17 protein-coding genes are annotated in these 15,439 nt (G+C 36.9%); all 17 read left to right on the top strand.

The features are described 5' to 3' along the window. Positions 1–68 precede the first annotated feature (68 nt). The 17 genes from SB773_RS02195 to lhaT all read left to right on the top strand — a co-directional run bounded on the left by SB773_RS02195 (position 69) and on the right by lhaT (position 15,426). Entirely contained in the window at positions 69–341 is a 273-nt protein-coding gene (locus tag SB773_RS02195; protein ID WP_001043860.1) for an HU family DNA-binding protein, read from the top strand. Between the two features lie 121 nt (positions 342–462). Further along, complete coding sequence (gene folE / locus SB773_RS02190; protein WP_002011819.1) at positions 463–1,032, top strand: GTP cyclohydrolase I FolE; 570 nt, start codon at positions 463–465, stop codon at positions 1,030–1,032. Positions 1,033–1,303: 271 nt separating this feature from the next. After that, a complete protein-coding gene (locus SB773_RS02185; RefSeq protein ID WP_060751482.1) occupies positions 1,304–2,056 on the top strand; it encodes a heptaprenyl diphosphate synthase component 1 in 753 nt (250 codons plus the stop codon). 29 nt (positions 2,057–2,085) lie between these two features. Continuing rightward, positions 2,086–2,799 carry a 2-heptaprenyl-1,4-naphthoquinone methyltransferase gene (gene menG / locus SB773_RS02180; RefSeq protein ID WP_002086620.1) on the top strand — a complete coding sequence of 238 codons (714 nt, stop codon included), beginning with the start codon at positions 2,086–2,088 and terminating at the stop codon, positions 2,797–2,799. Between the two features lie 38 nt (positions 2,800–2,837). Continuing rightward, on the top strand, positions 2,838–3,800 hold the full coding sequence (gene hepT / locus SB773_RS02175; RefSeq protein ID WP_002011823.1) for a heptaprenyl diphosphate synthase component II: 963 nt from the start codon (positions 2,838–2,840) through the stop codon (positions 3,798–3,800). Between the two features lie 124 nt (positions 3,801–3,924). Next, positions 3,925–4,371 carry a nucleoside-diphosphate kinase gene (gene ndk, locus SB773_RS02170; protein WP_000415879.1) on the top strand — a complete coding sequence of 149 codons (447 nt, stop codon included), beginning with the start codon at positions 3,925–3,927 and terminating at the stop codon, positions 4,369–4,371. Between the two features lie 300 nt (positions 4,372–4,671). Beyond that, positions 4,672–5,844 carry a chorismate synthase gene (gene aroC, locus SB773_RS02165; protein WP_341023878.1) on the top strand — a complete coding sequence of 391 codons (1,173 nt, stop codon included), beginning with the start codon at positions 4,672–4,674 and terminating at the stop codon, positions 5,842–5,844. Continuing rightward, positions 5,844–6,929: a 3-dehydroquinate synthase gene (aroB, locus tag SB773_RS02160; RefSeq protein WP_002011826.1), complete on the top strand. Its 1,086-nt coding sequence runs from the start codon at positions 5,844–5,846 to the stop codon at positions 6,927–6,929. The genes aroC and aroB overlap by 1 nt, the downstream gene beginning before the upstream one ends. Before the next feature lie 117 nt (positions 6,930–7,046). After that, complete coding sequence (gene hisC / locus SB773_RS02155; protein ID WP_131245993.1) at positions 7,047–8,159, top strand: histidinol-phosphate transaminase; 1,113 nt, start codon at positions 7,047–7,049, stop codon at positions 8,157–8,159. 157 nt (positions 8,160–8,316) lie between these two features. Next, the gene (gene aroA, locus SB773_RS02150) at positions 8,317–9,591 is read left to right on the top strand and encodes a 3-phosphoshikimate 1-carboxyvinyltransferase (RefSeq protein WP_410588367.1); all 1,275 of its coding nucleotides are present in this window, start codon (positions 8,317–8,319) and stop codon (positions 9,589–9,591) included. Positions 9,592–9,698: 107 nt separating this feature from the next. After that, positions 9,699–10,961, top strand: a complete 1,263-nt coding sequence (locus SB773_RS02145; protein WP_410588365.1) for a tetratricopeptide repeat protein — start codon at positions 9,699–9,701, stop codon at positions 10,959–10,961. 73 nt (positions 10,962–11,034) lie between these two features. After that, a complete protein-coding gene (locus tag SB773_RS02140) occupies positions 11,035–11,571 on the top strand; it encodes a ReoY family proteolytic degradation factor (RefSeq protein WP_002086615.1) in 537 nt (178 codons plus the stop codon). A 153-nt stretch (positions 11,572–11,724) separates the two neighbouring features. Continuing rightward, complete coding sequence (locus SB773_RS02135; protein ID WP_410588363.1) at positions 11,725–12,180, top strand: YpiF family protein; 456 nt, start codon at positions 11,725–11,727, stop codon at positions 12,178–12,180. Positions 12,181–12,324: 144 nt separating this feature from the next. Beyond that, on the top strand, positions 12,325–12,837 hold the full coding sequence (qcrA, locus tag SB773_RS02130; RefSeq protein ID WP_002011835.1) for a menaquinol-cytochrome c reductase iron-sulfur subunit: 513 nt from the start codon (positions 12,325–12,327) through the stop codon (positions 12,835–12,837). Beyond that, complete coding sequence (gene qcrB, locus SB773_RS02125; protein ID WP_000932700.1) at positions 12,838–13,512, top strand: menaquinol-cytochrome c reductase cytochrome b subunit; 675 nt, start codon at positions 12,838–12,840, stop codon at positions 13,510–13,512. Positions 13,513–13,555: 43 nt separating this feature from the next. Continuing rightward, positions 13,556–14,323 carry a menaquinol-cytochrome c reductase cytochrome b/c subunit gene (gene qcrC / locus SB773_RS02120; RefSeq protein ID WP_002011836.1) on the top strand — a complete coding sequence of 256 codons (768 nt, stop codon included), beginning with the start codon at positions 13,556–13,558 and terminating at the stop codon, positions 14,321–14,323. Positions 14,324–14,835: 512 nt separating this feature from the next. Then, positions 14,836–15,426 carry a lipoprotein heptaprenylglyceryl N-acetyltransferase LhaT gene (lhaT, locus tag SB773_RS02115; RefSeq protein WP_131245991.1) on the top strand — a complete coding sequence of 197 codons (591 nt, stop codon included), beginning with the start codon at positions 14,836–14,838 and terminating at the stop codon, positions 15,424–15,426. The last annotated feature ends 13 nt before the right edge of the window (positions 15,427–15,439 follow it).

The raw sequence follows: 15,439 nt of genomic DNA, 5'->3' as shown, positions 1-15,439 counted from the left end.
CTACAAATGAAAGTAAGACTCATTTTATGATCATTATACAGTCTTATCTTTGGGAGGAGGTGAATGGCATGAACAAGACAGATTTAATCAATGCTGTTGCAGAAGCAAGTTCCCTTTCTAAAAAGGACGCAACAAAAGCAGTGGACGCTGTTTTTGATTCTATCTTAGAAGCTTTAAAACAAGGTGATAAAGTACAACTAATCGGATTCGGTAACTTCGAAGTTCGTGAGCGTGCGGCTCGTAAAGGTCGTAACCCACAAACAGGTGAGGAGATTGAAATCGCTGCAAGTAAAGTACCTGCATTCAAACCTGGTAAAGCGTTAAAAGATGCGGTTAAATAATCCTTACATATTAACAGGGAAGAAGAGTTTCCTTTTTGGAAACTCTTCTTTTTGCTTTTAAAAACATAAATATGCTAGAATGTGTTCGTATCACTTTTAGGTTTTTCGGGAGGGCTAGCGGATGGCAAAAGTTAATTTAGAACAAATTGAACATGCAGTACGTCTTATTTTAGAGGCGATCGGAGATGACCCAAATCGCGAGGGAGTACTTGATACACCGAAACGTGTTGCGAAAATGTACGCAGAAGTATTCTCAGGAATGCATGAGGATCCGAAAGAGCATTTACACAAAGTATTCGGAGAAGACCACGAAGAGCTTGTGCTAGTAAAAGATATACCATTCTATTCGATGTGTGAGCATCATCTTGTTCCGTTTTATGGAGTTGCTCACGTTGCATATATTCCGCAAGGTGGAAAAGTAACGGGACTAAGTAAATTAGCTCGTACTGTAGACACAATTGCGCGTCGTCCGCAACTACAAGAACGTATTACATCAACAGTAGCTAACTCTATTATGGAAGTACTAGAGCCGCATGGTGTAATGGTAGTAGTAGAAGCAGAGCATATGTGTATGACGATGCGTGGTGTGAAAAAGCCTGGTGCGAAAACAGTAACGACTGCAGTGCGCGGCGTGTTAGAAAATGATGCAGCAGCACGTAGTGAAATTTTATCGTTTATTAAGACGAATTAAAGAAGAGCGGGAAACTGCTTTTCTTTTTTTTATATACAAAAAAATGATATAGTTTTAATGTTAAAGAGCAAGAATATAAAGGTTGAAAATTACTTCTGCCTTTTGTGTAAATGAATGTTTGTAGTTGTTAGAGACGAAGATAACTTGTATGAATAAAAGTTGAGGCTTTATTCGGTGGCAGTTTGGCAGAAGTAGCCAAGTTTTGATTATAGAAAATAGAATGTATGTGTTATAATAAATTTTATGAATTAGAAAACAAGGGTGATTTTTTGTGTGTGACATCTACGGAGGGTATGCGGGTATTAAAGAGAAATTGATGGAGAAATTACGCCATCCTTATTTTATAAACTATATTGAAGAACCATTTATTGATGAAGAAAAAATAGCGCTGTTATACGGTGCATTAAAAAGTGCAAATATACATAAAGAACAAATTGATCATTATGTCGTAACGATTATGCTTGTACAAATTGCTCTTGATACACATGAAAAAGTATCAAATAAAGCAAACGAAGAGACGAGTGGATTCCATAAGCGTCGTCAATTGACAGTTCTTGCAGGGGATTATTATAGTGGTCTATACTATTACTTATTGTCAATGAATTGTGATATTATCTTAATTCGTGCACTTGCTGAAGGAATTAAGGAGATTAATGAACATAAAATTATGCTGTATCAAAAAGCACATGTGACGATTCAAGACATAATGGAAAGTGTAGTAATAATTGAATCTGCGCTTTTGCAAAAAACATGTGATCATTTTCAGTTATCTAATTGGAAACCATATATAACTTATGTGTTAGGAAAAAATCGTCTTCAAAAAGAGTGTCAATTGTATGCTGATAAACAAAATTCACCTGTTTTTCAAGCAGTCCAAAAAATCTCATTGGATGATGATAAAAATTTGGAAACAGTTATTAATGAATGGCTTATGGAAATGAGAAAGCAAGAAGAAAAAATTTTAGAGAATCATACAGAAGTTAATGAGATAATTTCTATGTTAAGAGATAAATCAAGGACATAAGCAACTTTACATTGGAAGAAGGTACGAGCATGCAACAATCAAAAGAAGAAAGAGTACATGACGTATTTGAGAAAATTTCTGATAAATACGATGTGATGAATTCTGTAATTAGTTTTCAAAGGCATAAGGCATGGCGCAAAGAAACGATGCGAATTATGGATGTGAAACCCGGGAGTAAGGCACTTGATGTATGCTGCGGGACGGCAGATTGGACAATTGCACTAGCGGGAGCTGTAGGTGAAGATGGGAAGGTTTACGGTTTAGACTTTAGCGAAAATATGCTAGCTGTCGGTAAACAAAAGGTAGAAGCTTTAGAATTAAAGCAAGTAGAACTTATGCATGGAAATGCAATGGAACTTCCTTATGAAGATAATACGTTTGATTATGTAACGATTGGTTTTGGGTTACGTAACGTTCCGGATTACATGCAAGTATTAAAAGAAATGACGCGTGTAGTAAAGCCTGGTGGAAAAGTAATTTGCCTGGAAACATCTCAACCAACGATGATAGGTTTTCGTCAAGGATATGTCTTATACTTTAAATATATCATGCCGTTATTTGGAAAGATGTTTGCGAAAAGTTATAAAGAATATTCATGGCTTCAGGAATCTGCTAGTACATTCCCAGGGATGAAAGAGTTAGCACGTATGTTTGAAGAAGCTGGGCTTAAGAATGTGCAAGTGAAACCATTTACTTTTGGTGTAGCAGCTATGCATTTAGGTATTAAACCAGAATCAAAATAGAAAATAGAAAAAAGACGTTTTAGGTTAAGGTGAACAATATGAAGTTACAACTTATGTACTCTTTTTTACGATCGGATATTAATGTTATAGAAAAAGAATTGAAGAAGACAGTTGCTTCTGAGCAGCCGTTAGTAGAAGAAGCGGCATTACAGCTTATTGAAGCAGGTGGGAAGCGGATTCGCCCTGTTTTTGTTTTGCTTGCAGGGAAATTTGGGGATTATAAGTTAGATGCAATTAAGCATGTTGCGGTTGCATTAGAACTAATTCATATGGCTTCGCTTGTTCACGATGATGTCATTGATGCTGCGTTTTTACGACGCGGTAGCGCAACAGTGAATGCGAAATGGGGAGATCGTATTGCAATGTATACAGGAGACTACTTGTTTGCGAAGTCTCTTGAATGTATAACAAATATAGAAATTCCAGATGCACATCAAGCGTTGTCTCATACAATTTTAGAAGTTTGTAAAGGTGAAATCGAACAAATTAAAGATAAGTATAACTATGATCAAAATTTAAGAACGTATTTAAGAAGGATCAAACGAAAAACAGCATTGTTAATCGCCGCAAGTTGTCAGTTGGGAGCGATTGCTGCTGGTGCTAATCGTGATACTGTAAATCGTCTATTTTGGTACGGATATTTTGTTGGTATGTCTTATCAAATTATTGATGATATTTTAGATTTCGTATCGACAGAAGAGAAGCTTGGAAAGCCTGCTGGTGGTGATTTATTACAAGGTAACATTACATTACCTGTTTTGTATGCCATGGAAGATCCAGTTCTTCGTCAAAAAATTACATCTGTGCATGAAAATACAACAGCAAGTGAAATGAAAGAAATTATTGATGATATTAAAGCGAGCGAAGCTATTGATAAAGCATTTTCGTTTAGTGAACGTTATTTACATAAAGCATTAGAAATAATAAAACCACTCCCTCGTGGACAGGCGAAGTATGCGTTGCAAAATGTCGCAAAGTATATTGGAAAACGAAAATTTTAGTGTTTTGTCTAAAAAATAAAATAATCTCTCTATTTCAAAACTATTGCGCAATTGTGATAAGGGTGTTAATATGTGTGTGGGGATATACAATTACATACATAATTCAGAAGTGGAGAGATTTTTTATGGAAAAAACATTTCTAATGGTAAAACCAGACGGTGTACAACGTGCCTTCATTGGGGAAATTGTAGCTCGTTTTGAGAAAAAGGGCTTTCAATTAGTTGGTGCAAAATTAATGCAAGTTACTCCGGAAATTGCTGAACAACACTACGGTGAGCATAAAGAAAGACCTTTCTTTGGTGAATTAGTAGACTTTATTACATCTGGTCCTGTATTCGCAATGGTATGGCAAGGTGAAGGTGTAGTAGATACAGCACGCAATATGATGGGTAAAACACGACCACATGAAGCTGCTCCTGGAACAATTCGTGGAGATTTCGGTGTAACTGTTGCGAAAAACATTATCCACGGTTCGGATTCTTTAGAAAGTGCAGAACGCGAGATTGCTATTTTCTTTAAGGAAGAAGAATTAGTAGACTACTCAAAATTAATGAATCAATGGATTTACTAATTATTTTGAAATAATTTGTAAACGCTTTAATAACTGTGATAATAGTAAAAAGTGCGAGAAGAATAGGGGTATTCTTCTTGCACTTTTTTTATTTCAATCAGTTACGAAGTTAGGACTGTTATGATATATTGGTATGTAAAGTAAAAGGTCTAATATTATGAAAATAATCGAACAATTACAAGTAGGGAAAGCAAACATTCGATTTACTATATAATTTCTTTGTATTTTAAAGAGTGATGGAAGGTAATATAGCTGCTTTATGTAGCGGGATAAATACATATGCGAAAAGAGGAATAACGTATGCGATATATTACAGCTGGTGAATCCCACGGTCCGCAACTTACGACAATTTTAGAAGGTGTTCCGGCAGGGTTATCTTTAGTAGCGAATGATATAAATGAAGAATTAGCTAGAAGACAAAAAGGATATGGACGCGGTAGACGCATGCAAATTGAGAAAGACCAAGTACAAATTGTAAGTGGTGTTAGGCATGGGAAGACGATGGGGTCACCGATTGCACTTGTTGTTGAAAATCGTGATTTTACACATTGGACAAAGGTTATGGGTGCAGAGCCGTTAACTGAGCAGGAAGAGAAAGAAATGAAAAGGCAAGTTACGAAACCTAGACCTGGACACGCAGATTTAAATGGTGCGATTAAATATGGTCATAGAGATATGAGGAATGTATTAGAGCGTTCTTCAGCACGTGAAACGACAGTTCGTGTTGCAGCTGGTGCAGTTGCAAAAAAAATATTAGCGGAATTAGGTATACAAGTAGCGGGACATGTTATCGAGATTGGTGGTGTACAGGCAGCAAATATTAAATATAACTCTATTGTGGAATTACAAAGTACTACAGAAGCATCTCCTGTACGTTGCTTAGATGAAGAGGCCGGTAAAAAGATGATGCAAGCAATTGATGATGCGAAGGCAAATGGTGATTCTATCGGTGGTATTGTTGAAGTAGTTGTAGAAGGAATGCCAATTGGAGTAGGTAGCTATGTACATTATGATAGAAAATTAGATGCAAAATTAGCAGCGGCAATTATGAGTATTAACGCTTTTAAAGGTGTTGAAATTGGAATTGGTTTTGAAGCAGCACATAGACCTGGAAGTGAAGTGCATGATGAAATCCTTTGGGATGAAGTGCAAGGGTACAGAAGAAAAACGAACAATGCAGGTGGATTAGAAGGTGGCATGACAACTGGTATGCCGGTTGTTGTGCGCGGTGTTATGAAACCGATACCGACATTATATAAACCGCTTCAAAGTGTTGATATTGATACGAAAGAACCTTTTACAGCGAGTATTGAACGTTCAGATAGTTGTGCAGTGCCAGCAGCTAGCGTTGTGGCTGAAGCTGTTGTGGCTTGGGAGCTCGCAACAGCTTTAATTGAACAATTTGGATTAGATCGTATCGATCTTATACGTGAAAATATTAAGAAACATAATGAATATGCGAGGGGATTTTAATGGAGAACATACATATTCAAACGAAATCAAAAGAATATGATGTACATGTTGGAAGGGAGGCGTTGTCACACTTAACAACGCTTATTCAAAAAATGAATCCTGCAGTATCTAACATAATGATCATTTCTGATGAAGCTGTTGCATCACTGCATTTACAGACAGTTGTTGATGCATTGCAAGTAGAGCAAAAAGTATTTTCGTTTGTTGTACCGAGTGGCGAAAAAGAGAAGTCTTTTGAAAATTTCTATGAGGCTCACACTTCGGCTCTTGAAAATAAATTAGATAGAAATTCTTTAATCATCGCACTTGGAGGCGGAATGATTGGAGATTTGGCTGGATTTGTTGCCGCGTCGTTTATGCGTGGTATTCGCTTTGTCCAAGTTCCAACGACTTTATTAGCTCACGATAGCGCAGTAGGCGGGAAAGTAGCAATTAACCATCCACTAGGAAAAAATATGATTGGAGCGTTTCATCAGCCAGAAGCTGTTGTATATCATACGCCATTTTTACATTCACTTCCTGAAAAAGAGTGGCGATCAGGTTATGCAGAAGTGATAAAGCATGCTCTTATTGGTGATGTAGAGCTATATCATTGGTTAAAAGAAGAAGTGCAAACGTTAACGGATCTTCGTGATGAAAAGTTAATTCATATATTAACGAAGGCGATTCCTGTGAAAGCGAATATTGTGTCGCAAGACGAAACAGAAAAAGGTGTACGTGCCCATTTGAATTTTGGGCATACGTTAGGACATGCTCTTGAAAAAGAGTTAGGATATGGGAATATTACTCACGGTGATGGAGTAGCGGTTGGCATGCTATTTGCTATGTTTTTAAGTGAGCAAGTGTACAAAGTTGATCTTTCTTATGAAGAAATGAAGCAGTGGTTCTTGAAATACGGTTATCCAAAAATGCCAAGTGACTTGAATGTAGAACGTCTCGTTCAGTTGATGAAACAAGATAAAAAAGCAAATGCTGGAACAATTCATATGGTGCTTATGCAGGAATATGGGGGAGTGAATGTCGTATCTATTTCAGATGAGACTGTTCATATTGCGTTAGAAGCATTTCAAAAGGATATGGTGTAAAAAAGTCATAGAACAGGTATGAAATGCATATTTAAAGGTATTCTCGTAATGGTGACGGTTATGATTAAAGATGACAGTAAGACATTATAAATCATATCAATGACTGGGGGAAGAAAAGTGAGAGTAAAAGAGCAATTGTTAACTTTGAGAGCATATGTACCTGGGAAAAATATTGAGGAAGTAAAAAGAGAATATGGATTGTCAAAAATTGTAAAACTAGCATCGAATGAAAATCCGTTTGGCTGCTCTGCGCGTGTGACAGAAGCATTAACTTCGTTAGATAATCAATATGCACTCTATCCGGACGGGGCGGCATTTGAGCTTCGTGAGAAAGTAGCAGAGCATTTAGGTGTAAAAGCGGAACAACTTTTATTTGGTAGTGGGCTAGATGAAGTCATTCAAATGATTAGTCGTGCTTTGCTACATAATGGAACAAATGTTGTAATGGCGAACCCTACGTTCTCGCAATACCATCACCATGCTGTTATTGAAGGAGCAGAAGTTCGTGAAGTACCACTTAAAGATGGCATTCACGATTTAGATGCAATGTTACAACAAGTAGATGAGAAAACGAAGATTGTATGGATTTGTAATCCGAATAATCCGACAGGTACATATGTAGAAAAACAAAAATTACTTTCATTTTTAGAATCAGTTCCAAAGTCAGCGCTCGTTATTATGGACGAAGCATATTATGAATATGCTGGGGCAGAAGATTATCCGCAAACATTACCTCTTCTTGAAAAGTACGAAAATCTTATGGTGCTACGCACATTCTCAAAAGCATATGGATTAGCTGCTTTTCGTATTGGATATGCGATTGGTGATGCAAAGCTTATTGGGCAGCTAGAGGTAGCAAGACTACCATTTAACACATCAACTATCGCCCAAGCGGTAGCATTAGCGGCAATAGAGGATCAACAGTTTTTACAAGAGTGTGTGAAGAAAAATGCCGGAGGATTAAATCAATATTATGCATTTTGTAAGGAATATAACGTATTCTACTATCCATCTCAAACGAATTTCATTTTCTTGAAACTTGGTATACCTGGTAATGAAGCTTTCGAACGATTAATGAAAAAAGGATATATCGTTCGTTCTGGTGCAGCATTTGGTATGCATGATGGTATTCGTATTACTGTTGGATTAAAAGAAGAAAATGATGAGATTATTGAATTACTTACGGAACTTGTAAAAGAACAAGTGAAGAAAGAAGAAACGTATTCTTAAGAAATGGTGGAGGCTCCTGTTACAGGAGCCTTTTTCATTTGAACTGCAATAAGGGGAGTTGTTTGCACGTTCAAGAAAGAAAACGTTACAATAGAAGTAGACGTATAAGAAGAACTATTGTACATATAACTTATTTAAAATGTGAGGAGGATACAGTTTGAAACTAGTAGGACGAAAAAATAGTTTGAATGGGAAAATTGTTGTTCCAGGTGATAAATCTATTTCGCATCGCTCTGTTATGTTTGGAGCGATAGCGGAAGGGACGACGAAAGTATCAAATTTTTTATTAGGAGAAGATTGTTTAAGTACAATTGCATGTTTTCAAAAACTAGGTGTCCAGATTGAACAGTTTGGTAACGATGTCACGATTTACGGTAAAGGATTACATAATTTACAAGAACCGAAAGAAGTATTAGATGTGGGGAATTCAGGGACGACTATTCGTCTTATGCTTGGGATTTTAGCAAATACGCCGTTCCATAGTACGATAATTGGTGATGCATCAATTGGAAAACGTCCTATGAAACGTGTTACAGACCCGCTTAGTAAGATGAATGCTCAAATTGATGGTAGAGAAAACGGACAATATACACCTTTATCTATTCGCGGTGGTAAGGTAAAAGGTATGCATTACCATACACCAGTAGCAAGCGCACAAGTGAAGTCAGCAGTTTTACTTGCGGGTTTGCAAGGGGAAGGGATTACTACGGTAACAGAGCCTATGCAATCTCGTGATCATACGGAAAGAATGTTGCGTGCATTCGGTTGTACCGTAGATGTTAATGGACGGACTGTTTCATTACAAGGTGGACAACAACTTAAAGGTGCAGACATAGAAGTTCCAGGAGATATTTCTTCGGCGGCATTTTTCTTAGTAGCTGGTGCAATTGTCCAAAATAGTAAGCTTGTATTGGAAAACGTTGGTTTAAATCCGACGAGAACAGGGGTTTTAGATGTATTAACAAAGATGGGTGCACTTATTTCTATCGATCATATTAGAAATGAAGAGTTTGAACCGTGCGGGGATATTACGATTGAAACATCTAAACTAAAAGGAATAGAAATTGGTGGAACTCTTATTCCAAGATTAATTGATGAAATTCCTGTAATTGCTTTATTAGCAACGCAGGCAGAAGGAATTACTGTTATTAAAAACGCTGAGGAGTTAAAAGTAAAAGAAACAAATCGTATCGATACGGTTGTAGATGAATTAGGCAAATTAGGTGCGAAGATTGAAGCTACACCAGATGGTATGATTATATATGGTAAACAAAGTTTAAAAGGAAATACTGTTAATAGTCACGGCGATCATCGTATTGGGATGATGCTTGCAATCGCATCGTGTATTATAGATGGAGAAGTGAAAATAGAGAATAGTGATGCGGTCGCTGTATCGTATCCGGAATTTTTCGAACAATTAGCTGCGCTATGAGAGAAAGTATAGGAAGAGGTAGCTCACTCAAAAGGTTGCGTTCTTACACCTAGTTGCTTATGATAAATGAACAGAAGAGAATATTTTTTGAATTAAAGGAGACGTTTATGCAAAAGTTTGAACAGGCTGTTTCTTATATTGAAAACGGTGAAGCAGAAAAAGGATTACAATTATTAAAAGAACAACTACGAGTTGCTAATGATGAAGAGAAGTATGATATCGCTCGTTACTATCATACACTTGGGTTTATGGATGAGGCGTTAGCAATTACTGAAGACTTACGCTTGCTATATCCGGAAGAAAGTGAATTTACGGTATTTTTAGCAGAATTATATATTGATTTAGATAAAGAAGATGAAGCGATTGAAGTGCTTCATGATATTCCAGAAAACGATGATTTATATGTTCAATCGTTATTACTTGTAGCGGATTTATTCCAAATGCAAGGTTTTGATGATGTAGCAGAACAAAAACTATTAAAGGCGAAAGAAATGATGCCAGACGAACCTGTTATTACGTTTGGGTTAGCAGAATTATATAGTAGTAAAGGTGAAGAGCAAAAGGCGATCACTTATTATGAATCGTTACTAGCAGAACATAAAGTTATGGGTGGTGTTGTCATTGCGCTTCGTCTAGCAGAAACTTTAAGTGCTATTGGAAACTGGGAAGAGGCAATCTCTTACTATGAAGCGGGGTTAGAAGAGCAAAAAGATATTCACTCATTATTTGGATATGCCTTCACATTATACCAAGGAGAAGAATATCAAAGAGCAATTGGTGCTTGGCAAGAATTAAAAGAATTAGATCCTGAATACGCATCGTTATACATGTATTTAGCGAAAAGCTATGAAAAAGAAGGCATGCTTCAAGAAAGCTATGAAACACTTCAAGAAGGAATTAAAGTAGATGAGCTGTCTGTTCCTTTCTATGTAGAATTAGCGAATATTGCGACGAAATTAGGTAAAATAGCGGAGGCAGAAGAAGTGCTTCAAAAAGCGCTGGAGCTAGATCCGGGACATTTAGGTGCGATATTAAAATATGCGTATATTTTAAAAGAACAAGAGAAATACGAAGAGCTAATTGCAGTTGTAGAGCGTGCAATTGACAGTGGAGAACCAGATACACAACTACTTTGGGATCTTGCATTTGCAAAAAAACAATTAGAAATGTATTCGGATGCATTAAAACACTATGAAAGTGCATATACTTCTTTTAAGAATCATCCAGATTTCTTGGAAGAGTACGGTTATTTCTTATTAGAAGAAGGAATGCGAAAAGAGGCGAAAGAAGTATTTACGCAGTTAATACAACTAGACCCGACACAAATTCATATTGAAGAATTGTTATATAATTTAGAGGATTTTTCATAAGTTGGAAGGAAACTGAATGCCGCTTCTTGAATCTAAAAAGAAAAGAGAAAGACAGAGGAGGGACTTAATCGCTATGAATACCCCTGTTTCTGTAAACGAGAAGAAGGATTTTGTAAAATGGTTTTTGAATAATTACCAACTGAAACAGCGTGAATGTGTATGGATTTTGAATTATTTAATGAGTCACGATCAATTAATGCATAAAGTCCACTTCGTAGAACATGCAAAATATTGTCCGCGTGGCTTAGTAATGTCAGCAAATTGTGTGAAAGACACACCGTTTCACTTTTTCAAACAAAATGTAATGACAACAGATGCAGAAAAATCGTTTCATGATATTCGTTTGAATCGAGATGAGGATATTTATATTCAGCTTAATTTTAAATCATCGTTCCAAAATGCAAACTATGTAGCTGTATTAGAAGAAAACCCATATTTGCCAAAGCATATTGAAGTGAATGAAAAAGATCGATTGCTTGCAGAACGATTTTTAGAAGAAAGTGTATTCTCATTTAGAAGAGAACGTCTTTTGAAACAAATTGATGAAGCTTTGGATAAGCAAGATAAGGAAGCATTTCATAGGTTAACAGCAGAGTTAAAAATTTTATAGAATTCATTTTGATTATGTAATCTTTACGAAATTCAGACTTTTTAAGAAAAACTACTTAATAATAGGTAGTTTTTCTTTTTTTACCTCTTTTAGTATGGTTTAATATATATAAAGTGAAAGTTCTGTTATTTCGAATGGAGGAGGGGAGAAAAGGTGAAATGGATTGTAAAAGATGTAGAACAGTTTGAGCAAGCGAGGGAGTATGTAGATACAGGGATTATACCCCTTTTGTCTATTTCGGCAGCAAAAGAAATGAAAATGGTTGTAGAGCAAGGTGAATTTATTGAGGCTTTGAGTATGGAGTTGGAAAGGGAGTATAAAGGAAGAGTGCTTTTACTGCCCGCATTTACGTATTTGGTAGAGAGCCAAAAGAATGAAAAAGACCGTTTGCAAGAATGGACAGATCATTTGCAAAGGCAAGGTTTTAAGCATATCGCCTATGTGACAAGTGACTTTTCATGGAAAGAAGATATGAGAGATGTGCGGGGTGATTTATTTTGGTTTCCATCGTTATCATTAGAGCAATTTAGTGACCAAGCGAAAAGGGAAGTTATTCGTGCACACATAAAAAATATTATGGAAATGTTGGAAGAAAGATGGATAAAATAATAATAAACAGAAAGTTCTTATTATTATGAGTAGTATGATATTGACCTATACAAGAGGGTATTATATCATGATAGTGTCCTAGTTTTTATTTTTTATATAATTTTTTCACGAGGGGACAATTTCTGATAGAGGGGGGAAATTTTCGTGAGCGAGAAAGAACATCGTGTGTCAAGAAGACAGTTTTTAAATTACACACTTACAGGGGTAGGAGGCTTTATGGCGGCGGGTATTTTAATGCCGATGACGAGGTTTGCGCTTGATCCGGTGTTAAGAAAAGAAGCGGGAACAGATATGGTTGCTGTTGGACAAGTAAAGGATATTACAACAGAGCCGAAGCGCTTCGATTTTAAGGTGAAGCAGGTTGACGGGTGGTACAAGTCTGAAGAGCCAAAATCTGCTTGGGTGCATAAAGATGAAAGTGGAGAAATTGTTGCGTTTTCGCCAGTATGTAAACATTTAGGTTGCACAGTGAACTGGAATTCGGACAAAGCACATCCTAATCAATTCTTTTGCCCGTGTCACGGGGGACGTTACACAAAAGATGGGATGAACATTAAAGGCACACCGCCTCTTGCTCCGCTTGATGTGTACGAGTCTAAAGTGAAAGATGGAACGCTGTATTTAGGAAAAGCGAAGCCAAGAGGGGGTGCAAAGTAGATGCTAAATAAAATTTATGATTGGGTGGACGAACGTTTAGATATTACACCGATATGGCGTGATATCGCTGATCATGAAGTACCTGAGCATGTTAACCCGGCACATCACTTTTCTGCATTCGTCTATTGCTTTGGAGGACTTACCTTTTTCGTTACAGTAATTCAAATTTTGTCCGGAATGTTTTTGACGATGTATTATGTGCCGGATATTAAAAATGCTTGGGAGTCGGTTTATTATTTACAAAATGAAGTAGCTTACGGGCAAATTGTTCGTGGTATGCATCACTGGGGTGCTAGTCTCGTAATTGTAATGATGTTTTTACATACACTCAGAGTTTTCTTCCAAGGTGCGTATAAAAAGCCTCGTGAGTTAAACTGGATTGTTGGTGTTCTTATTTTCTTTGTTATGTTAGGTCTTGGTTTTACCGGATATTTATTACCGTGGGATATGAAAGCGTTATTTGCTACGAAAGTAGGGATTCAAATTGCAGAGCAAACGCCGCTCATTGGTCCTTATATTAAAACATTACTCGCTGGTCATTCCGAAATCGTTGGAGCTCAAACATTAACTCGCTTCTTTGCTATTCACGTCTTCTTCTTACCAGCAGCACTTCTAGGTTTAATGGCCTTCCACTTCATCATGATTCGCAAACAAGGTATTTCCGGTCCGCTATAAGAGATTGCTAAATTAAAGGGGAAAGAACAAAAGGAGGGAGATTATGCATCGCGGCAAAGGGATGAAGTTTGTAGGAGATTCTCGGGTACCAGTAGCCCGGAAACCAAATATTCCAAAAGATTATTCTGAATATCCAGGGAAAACAGAAGCGTTTTGGCCGAATTTCTTGTTAAAAGAATGGATGGTTGGTGCAGTTTTTTTAGTCGGTTATTTATGTTTAACAGTGGCGCATCCGTCACCGCTTGAGAGAATGGCGGATCCTACAGATGCAGGATATATACCACTTCCAGATTGGTATTTCTTATTCTTGTATCAGTTATTAAAGTATTCGTATGCTTCAGGCTCATTTACTGTAATTGGTGCGTTTATTATGCCGGGGATTGCGTTTGGAGCGTTACTATTAGCTCCGTTTCTAGATCGAGGCCCAGAAAGAGCACCATTGAAGCGTCCTGTAGCAACGGGGTTTATGCTTTTAGCAATTGCATCGATTATTTTTTTAACTTGGGAATCTGTAGCACACCACGATTGGGAAGCTGCAAAAAAACAAGGAGCAATTGTAAAAACAGCACCAGTTGATAAAAATGATGACGGCTACAAGTTGATGCAAAAAAATACTTGTTTAACATGTCATGGTGACAATTTACAGGGCGGAGCGGCAGCACCGGCTTTGCAAAACTTAACTTTAAAACCAGAAGAAATCGCTAAAATTGCGAAAGATGGAAAAGGTTCAATGCCTAAAGGTGTATTTAAAGGTACAGATGAGGAACTGAAAAAGCTTTCGGAATTCGTTGCAAAGTATAATAAAAAATAATAGAAAAGCTGACTACAAAATCTGTGGTCAGCTTTTTATTTTGCGTGCCCAGCTAAGCTGGGCACTGTTTGATGGTGAAAGGTTTAAATAGAATTCTACAAGGATTCAAAAATTATTATAGCCTATCTTCAATTGGACAGGAGTGGCTCGGTAAAATAGATTGGTACTTCTTAGAAAGGCTTAACCTTTTCTGGAATAAGAAAAGAAATGTTCGAAAGAAACATGGCCGTATCAAGGGCTTGATGAAGAAAATAACATACACACTCGTGAAAGTAGGAAGCTAGAACAAACTGAAAGCTAAAGAAGGAAGAGCATCGGAGAGCCGTATGAGGGAAAACCTCACGTACGGTTTGATGTGGGGAAGCTGAAACAGAAAAGGGATAGCAAAGCCATCCCTAAAGAAAATTTAATCTGTTTCAGTTTTCTACTCTACGATGACGGAAAGTTTGCTATATAATAGAGTAGAGTTCGATGAAAGAATTACTTTGTTTGAAAGGTGTTGGACATACAGATTGGCTTACTTGTATGCAATGTTAAGGCAACGTTCGGTACTATTATTTTTATTGGTTGTTAACATATTAGGTACAATTTACGGATTCATATGGTATGGAAATCAATTAAAAGAAACCTCACCTATATTTTGGCCGTTTGTACCAGATAGCCCTATGGCGACTCTCTTTTTTGTCTTTGTTTTAATTGCTTTTTTGATGAAGAAGAACTGGGGGTTAATAGAAGCGCTAGCGATAGTTACTTTAATAAAATATGGTGTTTGGGCTGTTGTTGTAAATGCAATTATGATTTATGTAAAAGGCCCTATTGGCCTTATGGGATATATGTTAATGTTATCTCATTTTGCGATGGCAGTGCAGGGAATGTTATATGCTCCGTTTTATCGGATAAAAAAATGGCACTTCACTGTAGCTGGCATATGGACATTACATAATGATGCAATTGATTATTTATTTTGGCAAATGCCGAGATATGGGATTATGCATTTATTTGTAGAGAAAATTGGTTATTTTACGTTTTGGTTAAGTATTGCTGTACTGTGTATTACATATTATTATTGCATACGTGAGAACCGAAAACAGTTTTCTTTATGATGGTGAGGACATT

The sequence above is a fragment of the Bacillus sp. SIMBA_074 genome (assembly GCF_046534555.1).
Classification (GTDB): Bacteria; Bacillota; Bacilli; order Bacillales; family Bacillaceae_G; genus Bacillus_A; species Bacillus_A mycoides.
Note: the sequence above shows the minus strand (reverse complement) of the source record. Positions and strands in the feature narration are given on the sequence as shown.

Coding starts and splice junctions, on each gene's coding strand:
- SB773_RS02195 (WP_001043860.1), top strand. CDS start 69: ATGAACAAGACAGATTTAATCAATGCTGTTGCAGAAGCAAGTTCCCTT.
- folE (WP_002011819.1), top strand. CDS start 463: ATGGCAAAAGTTAATTTAGAACAAATTGAACATGCAGTACGTCTTATT.
- menG (WP_002086620.1), top strand. CDS start 2,086: ATGCAACAATCAAAAGAAGAAAGAGTACATGACGTATTTGAGAAAATT.
- hepT (WP_002011823.1), top strand. CDS start 2,838: ATGAAGTTACAACTTATGTACTCTTTTTTACGATCGGATATTAATGTT.
- ndk (WP_000415879.1), top strand. CDS start 3,925: ATGGAAAAAACATTTCTAATGGTAAAACCAGACGGTGTACAACGTGCC.
- aroC (WP_341023878.1), top strand. CDS start 4,672: ATGCGATATATTACAGCTGGTGAATCCCACGGTCCGCAACTTACGACA.
- aroB (WP_002011826.1), top strand. CDS start 5,844: ATGGAGAACATACATATTCAAACGAAATCAAAAGAATATGATGTACAT.
- SB773_RS02145 (WP_410588365.1), top strand. CDS start 9,699: ATGCAAAAGTTTGAACAGGCTGTTTCTTATATTGAAAACGGTGAAGCA.
- SB773_RS02140 (WP_002086615.1), top strand. CDS start 11,035: ATGAATACCCCTGTTTCTGTAAACGAGAAGAAGGATTTTGTAAAATGG.
- qcrB (WP_000932700.1), top strand. CDS start 12,838: ATGCTAAATAAAATTTATGATTGGGTGGACGAACGTTTAGATATTACA.
- qcrC (WP_002011836.1), top strand. CDS start 13,556: ATGCATCGCGGCAAAGGGATGAAGTTTGTAGGAGATTCTCGGGTACCA.